This is a genomic window from Tunturiibacter gelidiferens, from assembly GCF_014201335.1.
Lineage (GTDB): Bacteria > Acidobacteriota > Terriglobia > Terriglobales > Acidobacteriaceae > Edaphobacter > Edaphobacter lichenicola_E.
In genome coordinates this window covers 715,012-732,422 of the sequence record NZ_JACHEB010000001.1, presented here as the reverse complement: position 1 = coordinate 732,422, position 17,411 = coordinate 715,012, and the positions used below count along the sequence as shown (strand labels likewise).

Here is a 17,411-nt window from a genome sequence, read left to right as displayed (position 1 = left end):
AAAGGGCGGTTTGGAGATTTTTGCGGGATTGGGCGGATCTAAGAATGCCTAGAGGAATGAATCGCTGAAACTACTGGCGTGGCTGCGACGTCTTGCTCTAGAGTTGAGACGCGTCAAATGGCAGGTTGAGCTCGTAGAAGCTATCTGGTTCATTGATGTTGCGGTAAAGTCCTCGAGGTGAAGTATGGGTACGCAGAGTCGGGCCACGCTGTTTCTACTGTGTTTTTTTGGTTTTTTTGCCTCAGCATTCGCGCAACATCAGGTGCAGGCTCCGCCGCAGGACCAAGTACCCGGGAACGTCACGCCGCTTTCGGAAGCCCAGGATTCTCATCTTGTGCTGGACGTTGTGGTGGCAGACCGTTCGGGAAAACCCCGAGCCGGCCTGACTCAAAATGATTTTGTTGTGCGTGACAATGGGCAGCCGCGAAAGATCCTATCGTTCCGCGCGGTTGATGGAGTCGCCGAGCCGCCGGTCAAGATCATCCTCATTGTGGACGAGGTCAATACGACCTTTAGCCACGTCGCGTACGAGCGTGACCAATTGAGAAAGTTTCTGATGCAGAACGGCGGACAGCTGACGCACCCGGTGGCGCTTGGCTTCTTCACCGACACGATGGGAACCGAGCTGCAGCCCAACTCCTCGACCGATGGGAAGGCTTTGCTTGCGTCGTTCGATGAACATGAGACCAGGCTGAGAACGATCAGGCGCTCGACGGGCTTTTATGGTGCGGAGGAGCGGTTCAGTCTTTCGCAGAAGAATCTGGGAATGCTTGCTGCCGCCGAGGCGAGACTGCCAGGGAGAAAGCTGGTGATCTGGATTAGTCCGGGCTGGCCGCTTCTGAGTGGACCAAACATTACACTCACTGCGAAACAGGAACAGGGGCTGTTTTCGTCGATCGTCTGGCTCGCCAATGCGCTTCGTCAGGCTCGGATTACGCTCTACAGCGTCGATCCGCTTGGAGTGGAGGACGCAGCTACGACTCGCCTGAACTACTACGAGGAGTTTCTGAAGCCTGTAGCAGCGGCAAGGAATGCGCAGGCGGGCAATCTGGCGTTGCAGGTGCTTGCCAGGCAGAGCGGTGGCCAGGCATTGAACTCCAGCAACGACATTACGGACCAGGTCAATCGCTGCGTGGCGGACGCCGACGCGTTTTACACCCTGACCGTCGATCCCGTTCCGTCGGACCGGCCAAATGAGTTGCACTCGGTGGATGTGAAGGTGGAAACGCCCGGACTGACAGCCAGGACACGGAACCTGTACTACGGGCAGCCCTGAAATCCTTTCTTCAGACGCGATTTCGTTGATGACGCGCGCTTTGCCAGGGTGCCAAACGCTGAAGCCGCGCGACGCTATATGATAGATGTCTGTGTGCATTCGCCTTGTGCGGTGCGCGTCTTCCGGCCAAACAACCATCCTTGGAGAACACATCCGTCGTGAATCAACGCAAATCAGCGGTTATTTTGGGTGCCCAGTGGGGCGATGAGGGCAAAGGCAAGATTGTGGACGTACTGTCGGAGAAATTCTCTGTCGTCGCCCGCTACGCAGGCGGCCACAATGCAGGCCACACGGTCATTATCAAGGGCAAGAAGTTTGTGCTGCAGCTGATTCCATGCGGTGTTCTGCGCCCGGAGTGCAAGGGTGTCATCGGCAATGGCGTTGTGCTGGACCCGATGGCTTTTTTGAATGAGGTGAAGAAGCTGAAGGACGCCGGCCTTCCGGTGGATGGGCAGCTCTTCGTTTCGAATCGCGCCCAGGTGATTCTGCCGTACCACCGGATGATCGAGCTGGCTGCGGAGAATGCGCCGGGGCGGACGAAGATCGGGACGACCAGCCGCGGCATCGGGCCGGCCTACGAAGACAAGATGCATCGCAGCGGGTTACGTGTGGTGGATCTGCTGAACTCGGCACTGTTGCGGACGCACATTGAGAATGCCTGCCACGAGAAGAACACGATTGCTCACGCTTTGTTCGGCACCGAGCCACTGGACCCCAAAACGATGTACGAGGAGTACTCTCGTGCGGCCGAGCAGATCGCGCCATTTGTGACCGATACGGCGGTGATGCTGAACCACGCGATCGACAACGGTGAAAAGGTGATGTTCGAAGGCGCGCAGGGTGCGTTGCTGGACATCGACCACGGAACCTATCCCTTTGTGACCTCTTCGTCCTCTACGGCCGGTGGGGCGGTGACGGGGACGGGAGTTGGTCCGACCAGGATCGGAACGGTGATCGGAGTCACGAAGGCCTATGTGACGCGCGTCGGCGAAGGGCCGTTCCCGACCGAGATTCACGATTCGACCAGCGATCTGTTGCGCGCCCGCGGACAGGAGTATGGTGCAGTCACGGGGCGTCCGCGACGTTGCGGCTGGCTCGATCTTCCGTTGCTGCGCTATAGCAACATGATCAACGGGACCGAGTGGCTGGTGGTCACGAAGATGGATGTGATGGACGAGTGCGCCGAGATTCCCGTTTGCACCGGCTACAAGATCAATGGAAAGCTGACCGATGTGATTCCTGCAGATATGCCGGGTTACAACGCAATCGAGCCGGTCTACACGAAGTTGAAGGGCTGGAGCAGTTCGACCGAAGGGATTACGGAGTTCGACAAGCTGCCGCAGTTGGCTCAGGATTATCTGAAATTTATTGAGCAGGAGTCAGGCGCAAAGATTGGAATGGTCTCCACAGGCCCAGACCGCGACCAGACGATGACGCTGCCTGCATTTGAAGATGCGTTGAAGGCGTAGTAAAGAAAAGGCGGATTATGCTTAGCTTTAACGTGCGAATGACCTTCGACCAGTCGGACCGCGACGAGATTACCGAGATTCTGTGCCATCTGACCGCTGCTTCCCGAAAGGAGCCGGGATGCGCAAGCTATATTCCTCATCTCGTCGAAGGGGAGGCCTGTACTGTTCTAATCTACGAACAGTATGTCGACGACGCGGCGTTGGAGCATCATAGAGGGACACCGCATTTTCATCAGTACGCGGTTGGAGGCCTGTACCAGAAGATGAAAGATCGTCAGGTCGAGAATCTGACTGCTGTTTGTTAAGACTTTCTTTGAGGCTCTTTGCGCAGTCCGATCGTCCTAAGTGTGAAAGACTGCGTACGACTTAAGTAGTTTTGACTCAATGCGGTAAATGGATCTACCATCCGGTACGCTTATGGGCTTGTGTGGTCGTCCAATTCGTAGGTCGCTGATGGGCACTGCCGTGTTGTTTGCGGTTGTAGTAGTGGGATGGCCTGCGTCGACCGCGTTTGCTCTTCATATGCAGCCTCTGCACGAGAAAAAGCACGACGCCAAACGGCAGGTGGAAGCGCTTGAGGAAGAGTGGCGACAGGCCCAGCTCTCAGGCGACGTCGCTGCGATGGACAAGCTCCTCTCCGACGACTACATCGGTATTTCAGTGACCGGACAGGTCAACACCAAGATGCAACAACTAGACCGCATGCGGTCTCACAAGTTCGTACTGACCAAGCTACAACTGGGCGAGATGCAGGTGAAGCTGGTTGGTTCCATCGCGATTGTGACCTCTCGTGCCGAGGTAGAAGGAAACAACGACGGTGTGCCCCTTCAGGGAACCTTCCGCTACACACGTGTCTATCAAAGGCTGCCTTCAGGAGCATGGAAGATCACCAGTTTCGAAGCAACGCGGGTGCCGGGATCGAGGGAGTCGGGCAATCGCGATGCATCAGGGCCCAAGGCAGCCAGCAGCGCACCTATGACTGGGCCATCGTTCTAACCAACCCAGACGAATCATCAATTTTCCAAGGTAGATTAGCGAAAAAAACCCTGCTCTAAGGCAGGGTCTATGATGTGTGCGGCTTTGGGACAGCTGATGGCTGTCCTCAGGCGATTTTGGGTGCGCCGACTGTTGGAAGCTTCATTTCCGGCCGGGCGGAAGCAGGCTCGAGAGAGCTTGCCGCTGGGCGAGGCAGATTGAGTGCCAGCAGTCTACGATACAGGGAGCGAGTCGCGCCGGTCAGGCGCGCATCCTCCGATTCGTGAGGAAACAGGGAGAGATATTGGCGAGTCGATGCTGCGGGTTTACGAGCTGGAACCGGAATTAGGTATGGACGACGATCTGGTACGGGCGCATTGCCTTTATCCGGCGAGGCGACGGTGCGAGATCGCAAGGATGCTGGAAAGGTCTGCGAGAAGCTTGACATGGGGCCCTCGAAAGACTAAAGACGATGCCTTTGTCTACTCTAAGGTTGGATGGAAGGTGAGTTATTTTAGTTGCATCAATGTTCGAAGACTGCTCGAAGCTTCTCCCATGTCACGTCGAGCGACTCGGGGAGGACTCGAGTCTCCGCGATCACGGTCATGAAGTTCGTATCCCCGCTCCACCGCGGCAGCGCGTGAACATGCATGTGATCGGCGATGCCGGCACCTGCAGCCTCTCCCAGGTTTAGGCCCATGTTGATGCCGCCCGGGCGATAAACCTCGCGAAGAGCCAACTCTGAGCGTTGGGCGAGAATCATCAGCTCATGGGCAACGTCTACGGGAAGCGCGGCAAGTGAATCGAGGTGTTGGTAGGGCAGAAGCAATAGGTGTCCGGTGGAGTAGGGAAAGGCGTTGAGGCAGATAAAGCAATGCTGCCCGCGATGAACGATGTGAGCAACTTTTTCAGCGTCCTCTGTCTCGGTTCCGTGATCGATGGCGTAGTCAACTGCGGCGATCATATTGCAGAAGACGCAGTGCTTGTCCTCCGCTTCGGTGGGCGGCCACGCGCTGAGCGCAGCAGGAACCCCGCTTTTAGCCTGGGGATCCGAGCGGGTGATGTAGCTATAGCGCCAAGGCGTCCAGAGGCGATCCATTCGGCGAGTATAGCGCGGCGCAGGAGCGAGTTTAGGCAGTCCGAAGCGGTCGAGACGGAGGTCCAACCTGTGAGAAGTTCAGTTCTCTGCCACAATTTGCATACTTCGCGGGTTGGTCTGCATCAAACTGTGTACGATCCATGAAAATTTTGACCGCCTACGAGCATGACATGGTGATGAAAATGCAGGCGCCGAGCCTAGCTTTTGTTGACGTACCGTATGCAAAGTTCTATGCTTTAGGAGTGAGCTATTGCGTGTGGGACCCAAGTGCAATAGCTACTCTGCAAGACCTGATTCCTTCCATCCTGCCGAAGCTGTCGCGGGGATAGAGAAAGCAACCAGCGTCCCCTCCCGGATTCGCTGATTGCTCCCGCCCAAAGCGTAGCTCCAGAGGAAGAAATCTCTTGGATCCCGGAGTCCGCATTCACCATGGTAGAAAACCATAATCCTGACCACAACGAGAGCAAACCCCTGACCACCGAAACGGAAGTCCTAGCGCACGAAGCGACAGCGGCTCACACAGACCTGTCTTCTGAATCCACCTCAACCCAACAGCATGAGACCGCCCACGACGCGTCAAGTGTAGCTGCACAGCACGTTGCACCCGCTGCCGCCGCTCACCAGATTGCAGACCACGGAACCGTAGCCACGGTGACCGCTGCAGCCGACGAGTCTGACGATGATTTGAACTACGACGCAGCTGATTTTGCTGCCGCCCTTGCGAACTTTGATCGCGAGCAAGCTGCCGAGTCCGCCGCTGCCCAGAACCTGACCGCAGAAGAGGTCATCGTTACCGGCACCGTCGTCAAGATCACCGACAAGCATGTTGTTGTCGACATCGGGCTCAAGTCTGAAGGTCTCATCCCTCTGGAGCAGGTTCTGGACATCAATGGTGTCTCGAAGTTCCAGGCAGGTGACACTGTTGAAGTTGTGGTCGAGCGCGAAGAGTCCGAGGGCGGATACCTGGTCAGCTATGACAAGGCTCTCCGTCACAAGGTCTGGGACAAGCTGGAGCAGGCGGCGAACGACAAGACCCCTGTGAAGGGTATGGTTCTGAGCCGCGTCAAGGGTGGTCTTACCGTTGACATCGGCATCAAGGCATTCTTGCCTGGCTCTCAGGTCGAAGTCCGTCCCGTCCGCAATCTCGACGGCTACATCGGCACCGAGATCGAAGTCCGCGTCATCAAGCTCAACAAGAAGCGCGGCAACGTTGTCATCAGCCGCAAAGAGCTTCTTGAAGAAGACCAGAACGCCAAGAAGTCTGTCACTCTCGCAACCTTGGAAGAGGGCAGCGTTCTCACCGGCACCGTGAAGAACCTCACCGACTACGGCGCATTCGTCGATATGGGCGGCCTCGACGGCTTGCTCCACATCACCGACATGAGCTGGGGCCGTCTCACCCATCCCCGCGACCTCGTCAATGTTGGCGACGAGATCCAGGTGAAGGTGTTGAAGTTCGACAAGGATAAGCAGCGCGTTTCGCTTGGCTTCAAGCAGCTGACACCTGACCCGTGGCTCGATGCCACCGAGCGTTACCCGATCGGTGCGCAGGTTCGCGGCCGCGTTCTGTCGGTTACCGACTACGGCGCGTTCGTTGAACTGGAGCAGGGTATCGAAGGCCTCGTTCACGTGTCTGAAATGACATGGAGCAAGCGGATGAAGCATCCGTCGAAGATGGTCAAGCCCGGCGACGAGGTCGACACCATTATCCTCAGCGTCAATCCGAACGACCGCCGCATCTCGCTCGGCATGAAGCAGCTGCAGGACAATCCCTGGGAGCAGCTCGAAGATAAGTACCCGACGGGTGCCATCATCGAGGGCCGCGTTCGCAACCTGACCGACTTCGGTGCCTTCATCGAGATCGAGGATGGAATCGACGGACTGGTACACGTCTCGAACCTGAGCTGGACCAAGCGCATCAAGCATCCTTCGGAAGTTCTCAAAAAGGGCGAGAAGGTTCGCGCGATCGTTCTGGGTGTTGAACCTGAGAACCGCCGCCTGTCGCTTGGCGTCAAGCAGCTTCAGCCGGATGTCTGGGATACGTTCTTCGCCCAGCACCGCGTTGGCGATGTAATCAAGGGCAAGATCCTGCGTACGGCTCAGTTTGGTGCCTTCGTTGAGATTGCTGAAGGAGTCGAGGGCCTCTGCCACGTCTCCGAGGCGATTGACGCAGAGGGTAAGCCAGTCTCGATGGATGTGGACTCAGAGCATGAGTTCAAGATTGTCAAGATGAACCAGGAAGAGAAGAAGGTCGGTCTCAGCATCCGTGCAGTCGGCGAAGAAGCCAGCCGCGCAGAGGTCGAGAGCTACAAGGAACGCGAGAAGTCGCCTAAGGGCAACAACTCAGGTTCGTCCTCCTCTTCATCCTCGGGCAACAGCAGCAGCACCACGCTGGGCGACCTGATCAACTGGAAGCGCTCTGAGTCTGAACGCGACTAAGCCCTAAGAGGCAAAGTAAAAGGCCATCCCGGTTTGGGATGGCCTTTTTGCTTTGCTGTATCGTTCAGACTTCGGAGAAGGCGTTTGTCTTATGGATCTACGCTGAGAGAGAATGCGCGGGCGCTCCCTCGACCGATCCCGCAGTCATCTTCACAGAAGCACGACGCATGACCTCCAGCTCAGCTGGTGCAAAGAGCTCCGGTGGAATCCCACCAACTGCCACATGTCCAGGATCGTCGCCCAGAGCCATCGAAATCTGATTCCAACGAAGGAACGGAGATGTAGTGGGAAGTGTAATGATGCGACGCTTTGGCTCTGGAAAGGCAAAGTAAGCCGACCAGGTAAGAAGAGTCACACCAACAGCGAGCGCATTAATGACGGTGAAGAACGAATACATGCTGGGATTATGGGCGATCCATGCCGAGTTGACCAGACTGATGGTCGCCAGAAAACCAAGGCCCAGGCTCACGCCGAAGATGCGGCTGCGATAGGAGAGACCCATTGGGCGAATGGCGAAGCATACAAAAAGGAGGAGGCAAAGGGTAAGAATGCTGGATGTCTGCTGGAGCTGAGTAATCATGGCGACCATGAAATTGATACCCGAGACATGGGGCGTGACTGCTACGCCGATGGCGACCGCAACCGAGATGGCTGCAACCCAACGGAAAACGAGCATGCCCAGCGTCTGCAGACCCTTTAGGGGTGCCATCGCGAGTTTAAAGATGCTGTAGATCACAAGAAGCGAGAGGATCGCCTCCATCGCGTAACTCACCCAGTAAACGTAAAAATAGACATGATAAGCGAGATGCTTCTCGATACTCCGGCCGCTCAGATAAAGAAGAGGCAAGCAGACTACGGAGCATGTTAACCTCACGCATAGAAGGGCAACTAGGTATCTGAACTGACTAATCACTTTGCTGCGGACCAAAAAATAGATCAGCAGTCCACAAAGAATGGGTTCCAAGTATCCGATTGTCTCAAGGAAGTTCTGTGAGAAGCTATTCATGTCGTCGTACCCGTAGGAAGCAAAACAAGCCTAGCCTATTCCACGAACGGATACAACAATTTATTAGCTAGCGTCCTGCAAAAAGGTGCGCTCGGCGGCGCCGAGGTCAACCGCACTTGGGGTTACTGGCCCCCCCAGGAAATCTCCACGGCGACAATTTCAGATTCTCGATTAAGCCATTGATCTCACTTAGGTTAGATGAGATCAAAGACCTCAGTGACCCATACCGCAAGCGTTCGGATCGTTGGGAGCGCAGGTCGGGACCGGGAGCATGCCGGTTCGGGTGGCGAGGATCCTATTTCCGGCGGAAGTATTGGAGGCCTGAGAGCTTGCGGATACACCGGTAAGAGCGAGGACGACGACGAAAAAGCGGATGATATATTTCACGGTAAACTCCGAAGATTAATTTCTCTTAGTCTCAAAGAATGAATGACTTACTCGCTATTCAACGTCCGTGACCCATGCCGCAGGCATTCGGATCGTTTGGAGCGCAGGTCGGGACCGGAAGCATGCTGGTTCGGGTAGCGACGATCTTATTCTTGGCCGAGGGAGTGGAAGACTGCGAGGTCGTGGCTGCACCGGTGAGAGCGAGGACGACGACGAAAGCGCGAACAATATATTTCACAGGTAAACTCCCTAAAGATGATTTCCGGTTAGCCTCAGTAAAATGAATGATTTAGTCGCTGTTTAGCGGCCGTGACCCATGCCGCAGGCATTCGGATCGTTTGGTGCGCAGGTCGGCACTGGGAGCATGCTGGTTCGGGTGGCGACGATCTTATTCTTGGCCGAGGGAGCGGAAGACTGCGAGGTTGCGACCGCACCGGTGAGAGCGAGGACGACGACGAAAGCACGGACGATATATTTCACAGGTAAACTCCCTAAAAATGATTTCGGTTAGTCTCAGTAAAATGAATGATTTAGTCGCTGTTTAGCGGCCGTGACCCATGCCGCAGGCATTCGGGTCGTCTGGAGCACAGGTCGGAACCGGCAGCATGCTGGTCCGGGAAGCTACGATCTTGTTCTTCGCGGTAGTGTTGGAGGCTTGGGTTGTGGCGACTGCACCGGTGAGGACAAGGACGACGACAAACGCGCGAACGATATGTTTCATAAGGAGATACCCCCAAAGTTGTATTCTTGTAAAAAGATTTCTCTGGACAAACCAGATGATGTAACAATAGGATACAAACTGGACTAAGTCTAATGTAATCAGTGATATACAGAAGTATTAAACAGATCGTATTACTAAAGTAACGTTTCTACTCGCGCAAATTGGTGACGGCGCGGGTCAAGATCCGAAAACCTGACATTCATTCAGACGAAGCCAGTCTTCGAGAAGACGCGCTTACTCACGTGCAACTGCGCCCAATTCGATAAGCTCGAATCTGCAACCTAAGGGTATTGCGATGATTAGCGGGTATTTGGGTAGGCACTAGCGGATGGCCCGCGCGTAGATCTCTCCCCAGAATAGCCAGCTTGACAAGGAGCATCACGGGCGAAGATCGCCGCCCGATTCCTGGATCGCAGGGTCATTGTAGAAATGTTTTGCGCACCCACTTCGGCCTGAAAATGAGGCGAAATGGGTGCTTATCAGGCCTGAGCTGGGGTAGGCACAGCAGGCTCTGTGGATTTTGTTCCCTCAGTCGGAGGGGCTGAAGAAGCAGCTTTCTTGGGAGCTGCTTCTACTTTTTTCGATGGCGCCAGAATCGCGTGAAGCGTTGTGCCTTCCATGCGGGGCATGAATTCGACCAGACCAGCGTCGCCGATATCGAGGATGAGGCGGTTGATGATCTTGTAACCGAGGTCACGATGGGCCATCTGGCGGCCTTTGAATCGCAGCGACGCTTTGACCTTGTCGCCTTCTCCCAGGAAGCGGACTGCCTGGTTCTTCTTCGTCTGGTAGTCGTGCTCGTCGACCGTCACAGAGAACTTGACCTCTTTGATGACGATGACCTTTTGCTTCTTCCGTGCAGCGCGATCGCTCTTGTCCTTCTCGTAAAGGTATTTGCCGTAGTCCTGAATCTTGCAGACGGGGGGAACGGCGTTGGGGGAAATCTCTACCAGGTCGAGGGAGCGTTCCCTGGCCATCTTGAGGGCGTCAAAAGGGGCCATGACGCCGAGCTGTTCGCCATTTTCGTCGATGACGCGAATCTCGCGGGCGCGGATGCGTTCGTTTGTGCGGATAAAAGACTTGGCGGAACGTTTATCAATCGGTGGAATAAGTCGCCTCCACAGCAGGTTTTCTCACCCGCTATGCGTTGTTTAGGGTTTAGATGCAAATCTCGGAAAAGGTTGCACCGCAACGTGAAGTATACCACCTCACCCATGGAAGTCCCCGAAGCGAGCGTCGCAGATTAGGCCCCTGCGAGCGGAGTCTCCGTTGCCCCCTCGACGGCCAACTTTGGCATCGACCCTCCGATCATGTATGTTTGCTCCGAAGCATCAGAAAGGAACCGAATGAGACGCCGTATTCTTTTGGTCGATGATGAAGTGCCCGTCCTGCTGACACTGAAGGCCGTTTTGGAGATCAGCGGGTTCGATGTGGATACCGCCGCCTCAGCACGCGAGGGCGTCTCAAAGCTGCACACTCGCGAGTATCAGATGCTGATCACCGATATGCGCATGGAGCACGACGTCGCCGGCGTCGAGGTCATCAAAGCAGCGCGTGCGGCAAACTACCATCCGGCGGTCGCGCTGCTGACCGCCTTCCCCGTGGCCGAAGAGGACTGGCAGGAGATGGGCGCTGACAAACTCCTGGTCAAGCCCATGCACACTCGCATCCTCCTCCAGCAGATCGAAGACCTGATCGCCTCGCACGAGAGAAAATTGGCTGCGCTCGGCTTGCCGACTACCACCGCGAAGGCACCAGCTAAGCCGGCCGTGAAGAAAAAAGCGGTCGTCAAAAAAGCTGTCCTAAAAAAAGCCGTGGCAAAAAAAGCAGTCAAACGGACGCTGCCCAAGAAACTCGCGCCGGCGAAGACTGCCATCAAAAAGAAACCTGTCGCAAAGAAAGCTATCGCAAAAAAAGTGACGAAATCAGCCGTCAAGTCAAAGCCGGCACGTCGCCGCCCTTGATCCCTGATCAGCAGGTCCAAGCTCTCTCCGACTAATGTGAGGAATGGTCTTTAATGTAGCTACGCAGCGATTGATTCAGCTTCATGGCTTTTTCCACGCCCCCATCGAGCATGCGCAGCCACTCCGATGCAGGCTCCGTCAGATCTGCCGTGCCGAGTAGATAACTCGTCTGCACGATGACCTCCAGCGCATTGCTCAGGTCGTGGGCGATCTTACGCATCTCGACCGAGATGTCTTCAGGAATTCTGTCTACGTTCGCGCCTGGTGAGGAGATCTTAATTTCGTCCATGATGAGAGTGTCAGCCCTTCTTTGAAGTCTAGACGCGCTTCTTGGGGGAATCTCGATCCGCTGCTCAAAGCTTAGATGCACAAAACCCTCCTCGCATAGGTGTCCGCGTTCGTCTAATGGAAGTCGCCGCAACCGCGCACACATTGACATCGGCGTCCGCGTTTGTAAAACTAAAAGCTCGCGGTTAGCGTGTTCCGGCCATCTTAGGCGGAGCGAATGACACCGTGCCGTAGTGGCGGAATTGGCAGACGCGCATGGTTCAGGTCCATGTACTCGCAAGGGTGTGGGGGTTCGAGTCCCCCCTTCGGCACCAAAGTTTCAGTCTCGATCGTATGCAGGCAGTTTATAACTGCCAAAGGCGATTGGGTGCGGGTTAGACAAACCCAAGACACAAAGGGACTATGCCCACTCAGCTTGATCAGATCCTTGCGCACACGCTTCTCGAGGTTACGGCTCGCAAGGCGGTTGCGGACTTCGGGCTGCTCGAGAGCATGGCTGCCGCCCACACCCCGCGAGGCTTTCGTGCTGGCCTTCAGGCCGCGGCGAAGAGCGGGCCCGCCATCATCGCCGAGATAAAAAAAGCCTCTCCCTCGAAGGGCCTCATTCGCAGCGACTTTCATCCCATCACTCTTGCGAAGACCTTTGAGGCCTCAGGCGCTGCCGCTCTCTCCATTCTCACCGACGAGGAGTTCTTCCAGGGGTCGCTCGCTTATCTGCAACAGGCCTCCGGCGTCGTCACAATCCCCTGCCTCCGCAAGGACTTCATCCTTGATCCCTTTCAGATCCTTGAGGCCCGCGCCTATGGTGCCGATGCGATTCTGCTGATCGTCGCCGCGCACACCGATACCGCGCTCAATGATCTGCGTGACGAGGCAAGCTCTCGAGGGCTGGACGTTCTCTGCGAAGCACACAACCGCGAAGAGGTGGATCGCGCCGTCGCTCTCGGCTTCGATCTGATCGGCGTCAACAGCCGCGATCTACACACCTTCTCTGTACGCACCGAAGTTTTCTTCGAACTTGTTCAGAGCCTGCCGAGGGAAGTCGTCACCGTGGCCGAAAGCGGCATACGCACGGCCGAGGACATCGCCAGGCTGCGAGCGGCCGGATACGATGCCTTCCTCATCGGCGAAACGCTGATGCGGCAACCCGACCCGGGGGCTGCGCTTGCTACCCTTCTGGATCGCGAGTACTCCTCAGACATCTAACTTATCGGCCTGTTGGCGGGCGCACAACATCATGTGGATCAAAATCTGCGCCAATACGAATCTTGACGACGCAAAGCTGGCCGCCGAACTCGGCGCCGATGCACTCGGCTTCGTCTTTGCGCCCAGCCCACGTCGCGTCACCGCTGCAGAGGTCGCAAAGATCACGCCGCATCTCCCAGCGAACGTCGAACGCGTAGGCGTCTTCCAGTCCCTCGATGCCTACGAGATCGCTCGTGCCTCCCACGAAGCCGGTCTCACCGCAGTTCAGCTTCATAGCGGCGTCGACTTCGCACTGCTGCAGCGCCTGCATAAACTTTTCACCGGACAGGTTTCGCTGATCCAGACGATTCACTGGCAGGTCGATGCTGGCGGAGCGGATGCCGTCATCGTAGCCGGGCACCTGCGAAGGATCGCGGCAGACGGTCTCGTTGATCGTGTACTGATCGATTCGAAGGTAGGAACAGCCCTGGGAGGCACTGGTGTCTCCTTCGATTGGGACGCAGCGCGAACCACTCTGGCTGAGGTCGCACCTGAACTCAAACTGATCGTCGCAGGCGGCCTCCGCCCGGAGAATGTAGCGGAGGCTATACAGAGACTCAATCCCTGGGGAGTAGATGTTGCAAGTGGTGTGGAGTCCGAACCAGGCCGGAAAAGTCCCGAAAAGCTGGCTGCATTTATCAGAATGGCGCGGGAGTCGAAGGTCGATTCGATCTGAGCTCAAGCGTTAGAGCTGATACGAGAGCTTAGGCGCGGTGTCCAAACGAATGCTGAATGTGAGCCTTCGGAGCACGGTCGTGAACCATCGATGGACGTTGGTGTGCACTCGTTGTCCTTGGCCGTGCCGAAGCCAAAGCAGGAGTAAGAGCAAGAAGCAATGCGATAAAGATTTTCGCTTTCATGAGGCAACCTTTCTACGCATATATAGGACGCGTAGAGACCGCTTCCGGATTCATATTTCCACTGCGGATCAACACCAAAAGCAGGGTCTATGAACATACAACGAATGCGGAATCACCCTCAGTGTCGCAGCAAAACTACAGGGCTTGTGTGAACTTCGTTTAGAGGGTGCCTGCGGCTTTATTGCGTAACTGGTTATTAGTCTTGCGGCGTCTCGATCTTTAACTCCTTCACTAGAAAGGCGTACTGATCAACAGTCGCTTCAATTCTCTTGCTGAGCGGCATCCCCGCACCATGTCCGGCCCGGGTCTCCACGCGAATCAGGATCGGATTTGCGCTCCCCTGTGCGGTTTGTAGAGCTGCCGTGTACTTGAAGCTGTGAGCAGGGAATACGCGATCGTCGTGATCACCTGTCGTGATCAATGTCGCGGGATACGCCGTGCCGCTCTGAATATTGTGCAGCGGGGAGTACTTGTAGATTGCGGCAAACTCCTCCGCTTTCTCTGACGGCGCACCGTACTCTTCCTTCCACGCCCAGCCTATTGTGAACTTATCGAAGCGCAGCATGTCCATCACGCCCACCTGTGCGACGACTGCGCCGAAGAGATCCGGTCGTTGCAGCTCACACGCCGCTACCAGAAGGCCACCGTTGCTCCCTCCCGAGATACCGAGCTTCTTTGCCGAGGTGTACTTGTTTGCGATTAACCATTCAGCCGCAGCGATGAAGTCGTCGAAGACGTTCTGCTTCTTCAAGCGGGTTCCTGCTTCGTGCCAGGCCTCGCCGTACTCTCCGCCGCCGCGCAGACTTGGTTGCGCGTAGATGCCGCCCATCTCCATCCACATCACGTGCGCAGAAGAAAACTCCGGTAGCAATGGCACGTTGAAGCCGCCATACGCATAGAGAAGAGTCGCTGCCGAGCCATTGAGCACAAGATCCTTCTTGTGGCTCACGAACATGGGAACGCGCGTGCCATCTATGCTGCTGTAGAAGATCTGCTTGGTCTCGTAGAGCGCGGGATCGAACAACAGCTTCGGTTGCCGAAACAACGTCGACTGCCGCGTCTTCATATTGAGCCGATAGATCGTACCCGGTGTCGTGAAGTTGGTGAACTGGTAGAAGGTCTCTGTATCTTCGCGCAGCCCACCGAAACCATACGCTGTTCCAATCGCGGGCAGCTTCAGCCGCTCGATCAACTGCCCATCAAGACTGTGGAGCTCGATCAGGCTCTGCGCATCAGCAAGATAGCTGGCGATGAACGTGTTGTCGATCATCGAGATATCGCTCAGCTTGTTTTTGCTCTCGGGGATAACTGTCTTCCAGTGTTCGCGCTCGGGATGATTCAGATCGATTGAGATGACCTTGCCGTTGGGCGCGTCGAGTGTTGTAAGGAACCAGAAGAGACTGCCGTCATTGTTGATGGGAGAGTATGTCGCGTCGGCAGTAGGGATCAATCGTACGATCGGCGATTCAGAGTCCTGGAGATCCTTGACGGCGATCTCATTGTTGGGGCTGGTGCCCTTCGATTGATACAGCACCAGGTATCGTCCATCGTCGGTGACATTCGCACCGACGTTCAATTCCTTGTCGTCCGGCCGATCGAAGATAAGCTTGTCTTCGCTCTGTGGCGTGCCGAGCTTGTGAAAGAAGACCTTGTGGAAATAGTTTGCTGCCTTCAGCGCTTCGGCTTCGGGCGCGTCGTAGCCTTGGTAGAAGAAGCCACTGCCGTCCTTCAACCACGCGGCTCCGCTAAACTTTGACCACTCGACGACATCAGGCAGATCCTTGCCGCTCGCAACGTCGCGCACATGCCACTTCACCCAGTCACTGCCCGCATCCGCAATCGAGTACGCCGCCAGCGATCCATCGTCGGTGATGCTGAGGCCGCTGATCGCAACCGTGCCATCTGTGGAGAAAGTGTTTGGATCGAGCAGCACCTTCGGCTCGCCCTCGAGCCCCTCCTGCCAATAGATGACGTTTTGATTCTGCAGCCCGCTGTTGTGCGAGTAGAAATATCTGGTGCCACGCCGCGCGGGAGCGGTGTATCGCTCAAAGTTGATCAGCTCCATCAACCGCTTCTGCATCTTCACGCGAGAGGGAACCTCGGCAAGATAACTCTGCGTCAGCTCATTCTCGGCGTCCACCCACGTCTTCAACTCAGCCGAGTCGACGTCTTCCATCCAGCGGTACGGATCGTTGACCGTCGTGCCAAAGTAATCATCGGTCTGCTCGACCTTGCGAGCGGTCGGATAGGTGGGGGCTGAGGTCGTTTCAGGGGAGAGCGGTGCAACCGCAGAGATCGTATTCATCAGGGCAACTTTCGGCCGTATTGGCGGTCATGACTGCGACCTTCGGACTATAGCTTAGATGAGTGAACTCGAAGTAAGTCGCGCACAAGGCCATATTGTGTCAGTCTCGCCAACAAAAACGGGAAAGCCCCCACTTCGTCGCGGAAAGTGAAAATAAAGTTGAGAAAGATGGCACATTTTTCAACGGTCAAAACATGACGGTTAAAACACCACGCCAGCCACACAATTCACCACATTGTCACCACAATTTCACCATCACAACACACCCCAAAACTCAAAAATCCCCTTACAAAACCCCATCTTCTCCATGAATATTTTTTTTCTAACCAAGCCTAAAATTCCATCCGGTTAGACTTGAAGCATGCGGACCCTTCTCCCCGTCCTCCTGTTCTGCGCCACGCTCCCAGTGCTGGCCCAGACCCCCTCACCGACGGACGATCAGAGCTACACACTGAAAACCCAGTCAAACGTCGTCCTTGTACCCACCACCGTTCAGACCAAACACGGCGAAATGATCTACGAGCTCAAACCCGAGCAGTTTGTTGTAGAAGACAATGGCGTTTCGCAGACCGTCCACGTCGACGAAGACACCGACTCCCTCGGCCTCTCTCTTGTAGTGGTCGTTCAATGCAGTCGTGCGGCAGGCTACGAATATCCCAAGCTGGGCGGCCTCGGAGCGATGATCGACGGTATTGCAGGGGACGCCCCGCGTGAGGTCGCCATTGTCACCTACGGTTCCGCGCCTCTTCTGCTGGGCAAGTTCTCCAACAGCGTAGACGCCATGGCACGTGCGCTCGCGCAGCTCGAGCCCTGCGACGATCCCGAAGCCTCAACGCTCGATGCCGTTGCCTATGCGACCAGGCTGCTCGAAGCACGCCAGAACCATTATCGTCACGCGATCCTGTTGATCAGCGAGACGCGCGACCACGGCAGTACAGCCAAGCCGGCAGAGGTTGTTGCAGCACTGGGGCGAACGAACACTGTAGTCGACTCCGTCGCATTTGGCCCAGGAAAGACGGAGGTGATGAGCGATCTGAAGTACGGCGGCGGAAGCGGGCCCATTGGGCTGTTGGTGATGGCAGTGAACGCTCTGAAGAAGAACGCAGCGCATGAGCTGGCTGCGCTATCTGGTGGCGAATACATCAACTTCACTACGCAAAGAGGCTTCGATGAGGGTCTCCACCAACTCTCGAATCATGTGCACAACTACTATCTGTTGAGCTTTCAGCCCCACGCGGAGGCGAACGGGGAGCCTGCGTCAGGGATGCACAGGATACGCGTGCGTATTCCGGATTATCCTGATGCGCGGGTTCGCTTTCGCGAGAGTTACTTCGCAGGCGAACTAGATTCGACTGCGGCAAACGTCAACTGAAGCGC

17 protein-coding genes, 1 tRNA gene and 1 pseudogene are annotated in these 17,411 nt (G+C 56.0%); 10 read left to right on the top strand and 9 right to left on the bottom strand.

Translation table 11 applies throughout. The features are described 5' to 3' along the window. Positions 1-184 precede the first annotated feature (184 nt). The 4 genes from HDF14_RS03115 (at position 185) to HDF14_RS03100 (ending at position 3,741) form a co-directional block, all read left to right on the top strand. Entirely contained in the window at positions 185-1,276 is a 1,092-nt protein-coding gene (locus HDF14_RS03115) for a VWA domain-containing protein (protein WP_183973399.1), read from the top strand. A gap of 158 nt (positions 1,277-1,434) precedes the next feature. Further along, entirely contained in the window at positions 1,435-2,745 is a 1,311-nt protein-coding gene (locus tag HDF14_RS03110) for an adenylosuccinate synthase (protein WP_183973397.1), read from the top strand. A 17-nt stretch (positions 2,746-2,762) separates the two neighbouring features. After that, the gene (locus HDF14_RS03105; RefSeq protein ID WP_183973395.1) at positions 2,763-3,050 is read left to right on the top strand and encodes a putative quinol monooxygenase; all 288 of its coding nucleotides are present in this window, start codon (positions 2,763-2,765) and stop codon (positions 3,048-3,050) included. 148 nt (positions 3,051-3,198) lie between these two features. Beyond that, positions 3,199-3,741 carry a nuclear transport factor 2 family protein gene (locus tag HDF14_RS03100; protein ID WP_183973393.1) on the top strand — a complete coding sequence of 181 codons (543 nt, stop codon included), beginning with the start codon at positions 3,199-3,201 and terminating at the stop codon, positions 3,739-3,741. A gap of 502 nt (positions 3,742-4,243) precedes the next feature. Here the strand turns inward: HDF14_RS03100 and HDF14_RS03095 are convergent. Then, positions 4,244-4,885: an HIT family protein gene (locus tag HDF14_RS03095; protein WP_313899468.1), complete on the bottom strand. Its 642-nt coding sequence runs from the start codon at positions 4,883-4,885 to the stop codon at positions 4,244-4,246. Positions 4,886-5,248: 363 nt separating this feature from the next. On the opposite strand from HDF14_RS03095, the gene HDF14_RS03090 reads away from it, so the two are divergent. Then, positions 5,249-7,258: a 30S ribosomal protein S1 gene (locus tag HDF14_RS03090; protein WP_183973391.1), complete on the top strand. Its 2,010-nt coding sequence runs from the start codon at positions 5,249-5,251 to the stop codon at positions 7,256-7,258. Positions 7,259-7,355: 97 nt separating this feature from the next. Here HDF14_RS03090 and HDF14_RS03085 read toward each other — a convergent pair whose 3' ends face one another. The 6 genes and pseudogenes from HDF14_RS03085 to infC form a co-directional block, all read right to left on the bottom strand. Continuing rightward, positions 7,356-8,105, bottom strand: a complete 750-nt coding sequence (locus tag HDF14_RS03085) for a hypothetical protein (RefSeq protein WP_260697973.1) — start codon at positions 8,103-8,105, stop codon at positions 7,356-7,358. Between the two features lie 372 nt (positions 8,106-8,477). Continuing rightward, positions 8,478-8,651 (bottom strand): hypothetical protein, encoded by a 174-nt coding sequence (locus HDF14_RS03080; RefSeq protein WP_183973387.1) that lies wholly within the window; start codon positions 8,649-8,651, stop codon positions 8,478-8,480. Positions 8,652-8,709: 58 nt separating this feature from the next. Beyond that, a complete protein-coding gene (locus HDF14_RS03075; protein ID WP_183973385.1) occupies positions 8,710-8,889 on the bottom strand; it encodes a hypothetical protein in 180 nt (59 codons plus the stop codon). A 62-nt stretch (positions 8,890-8,951) separates the two neighbouring features. Then, the gene (locus HDF14_RS03070) at positions 8,952-9,131 is read right to left on the bottom strand and encodes a hypothetical protein (protein WP_183973383.1); all 180 of its coding nucleotides are present in this window, start codon (positions 9,129-9,131) and stop codon (positions 8,952-8,954) included. Between the two features lie 61 nt (positions 9,132-9,192). Then, a complete protein-coding gene (locus tag HDF14_RS03065) occupies positions 9,193-9,372 on the bottom strand; it encodes a hypothetical protein (RefSeq protein ID WP_183973381.1) in 180 nt (59 codons plus the stop codon). A 575-nt stretch (positions 9,373-9,947) separates the two neighbouring features. Further along, positions 9,948-10,472: pseudogene (gene infC / locus HDF14_RS03060) on the bottom strand (translation initiation factor IF-3); the annotation flags it as partial. A gap of 246 nt (positions 10,473-10,718) precedes the next feature. Between infC and HDF14_RS03055 the strand changes: the two are divergent. Continuing rightward, entirely contained in the window at positions 10,719-11,336 is a 618-nt protein-coding gene (locus HDF14_RS03055) for a response regulator (RefSeq protein ID WP_183973379.1), read from the top strand. 31 nt (positions 11,337-11,367) lie between these two features. Here the strand turns inward: HDF14_RS03055 and HDF14_RS03050 are convergent, their stop codons facing one another. Further along, on the bottom strand, positions 11,368-11,625 hold the full coding sequence (locus HDF14_RS03050; protein ID WP_183973377.1) for a hypothetical protein: 258 nt from the start codon (positions 11,623-11,625) through the stop codon (positions 11,368-11,370). A gap of 226 nt (positions 11,626-11,851) precedes the next feature. On the opposite strand from HDF14_RS03050, the gene HDF14_RS03045 reads away from it, so the two are divergent. The 3 genes from HDF14_RS03045 to HDF14_RS03035 all read left to right on the top strand — a co-directional run bounded on the left by HDF14_RS03045 (position 11,852) and on the right by HDF14_RS03035 (position 13,545). Next, positions 11,852-11,938, top strand: a tRNA-Leu gene (locus HDF14_RS03045). 88 nt (positions 11,939-12,026) lie between these two features. Further along, a complete protein-coding gene (gene trpC, locus HDF14_RS03040) occupies positions 12,027-12,830 on the top strand; it encodes an indole-3-glycerol phosphate synthase TrpC (protein ID WP_183973375.1) in 804 nt (267 codons plus the stop codon). Positions 12,831-12,861: 31 nt separating this feature from the next. Beyond that, positions 12,862-13,545, top strand: coding sequence for a phosphoribosylanthranilate isomerase (locus HDF14_RS03035; RefSeq protein ID WP_183973373.1), 684 nt, complete (start codon positions 12,862-12,864; stop codon positions 13,543-13,545). Positions 13,546-13,925: 380 nt separating this feature from the next. On the opposite strand, the gene HDF14_RS03030 is transcribed toward HDF14_RS03035, so the two are convergent. Next, positions 13,926-16,034, bottom strand: coding sequence for a prolyl oligopeptidase family serine peptidase (locus tag HDF14_RS03030; RefSeq protein WP_183973371.1), 2,109 nt, complete (start codon positions 16,032-16,034; stop codon positions 13,926-13,928). Between the two features lie 361 nt (positions 16,035-16,395). Between HDF14_RS03030 and HDF14_RS03025 the strand changes: the two genes are divergently transcribed. Continuing rightward, positions 16,396-17,406 (top strand): VWA domain-containing protein, encoded by a 1,011-nt coding sequence (locus tag HDF14_RS03025; RefSeq protein WP_183973369.1) that lies wholly within the window; start codon positions 16,396-16,398, stop codon positions 17,404-17,406. Positions 17,407-17,411 lie beyond the last annotated feature (5 nt).

Bases quoted from the DNA above. Each gene is read 5' to 3' on its own strand.
- HDF14_RS03115 (WP_183973399.1), top strand. From the start codon at position 185: ATGGGTACGCAGAGTCGGGCCACGCTGTTTCTACTGTGTTTTTTTGGT.
- HDF14_RS03105 (WP_183973395.1), top strand. From the start codon at position 2,763: ATGCTTAGCTTTAACGTGCGAATGACCTTCGACCAGTCGGACCGCGAC.
- HDF14_RS03100 (WP_183973393.1), top strand. From the start codon at position 3,199: ATGGGCACTGCCGTGTTGTTTGCGGTTGTAGTAGTGGGATGGCCTGCG.
- HDF14_RS03090 (WP_183973391.1), top strand. From the start codon at position 5,249: ATGGTAGAAAACCATAATCCTGACCACAACGAGAGCAAACCCCTGACC.
- HDF14_RS03065 (WP_183973381.1), bottom strand. From the start codon at position 9,372: ATGAAACATATCGTTCGCGCGTTTGTCGTCGTCCTTGTCCTCACCGGT.
- HDF14_RS03055 (WP_183973379.1), top strand. From the start codon at position 10,719: ATGAGACGCCGTATTCTTTTGGTCGATGATGAAGTGCCCGTCCTGCTG.
- HDF14_RS03050 (WP_183973377.1), bottom strand. From the start codon at position 11,625: ATGGACGAAATTAAGATCTCCTCACCAGGCGCGAACGTAGACAGAATT.
- trpC (WP_183973375.1), top strand. From the start codon at position 12,027: ATGCCCACTCAGCTTGATCAGATCCTTGCGCACACGCTTCTCGAGGTT.
- HDF14_RS03035 (WP_183973373.1), top strand. From the start codon at position 12,862: ATGTGGATCAAAATCTGCGCCAATACGAATCTTGACGACGCAAAGCTG.
- HDF14_RS03030 (WP_183973371.1), bottom strand. From the start codon at position 16,034: ATGAATACGATCTCTGCGGTTGCACCGCTCTCCCCTGAAACGACCTCA.
- HDF14_RS03025 (WP_183973369.1), top strand. From the start codon at position 16,396: ATGCGGACCCTTCTCCCCGTCCTCCTGTTCTGCGCCACGCTCCCAGTG.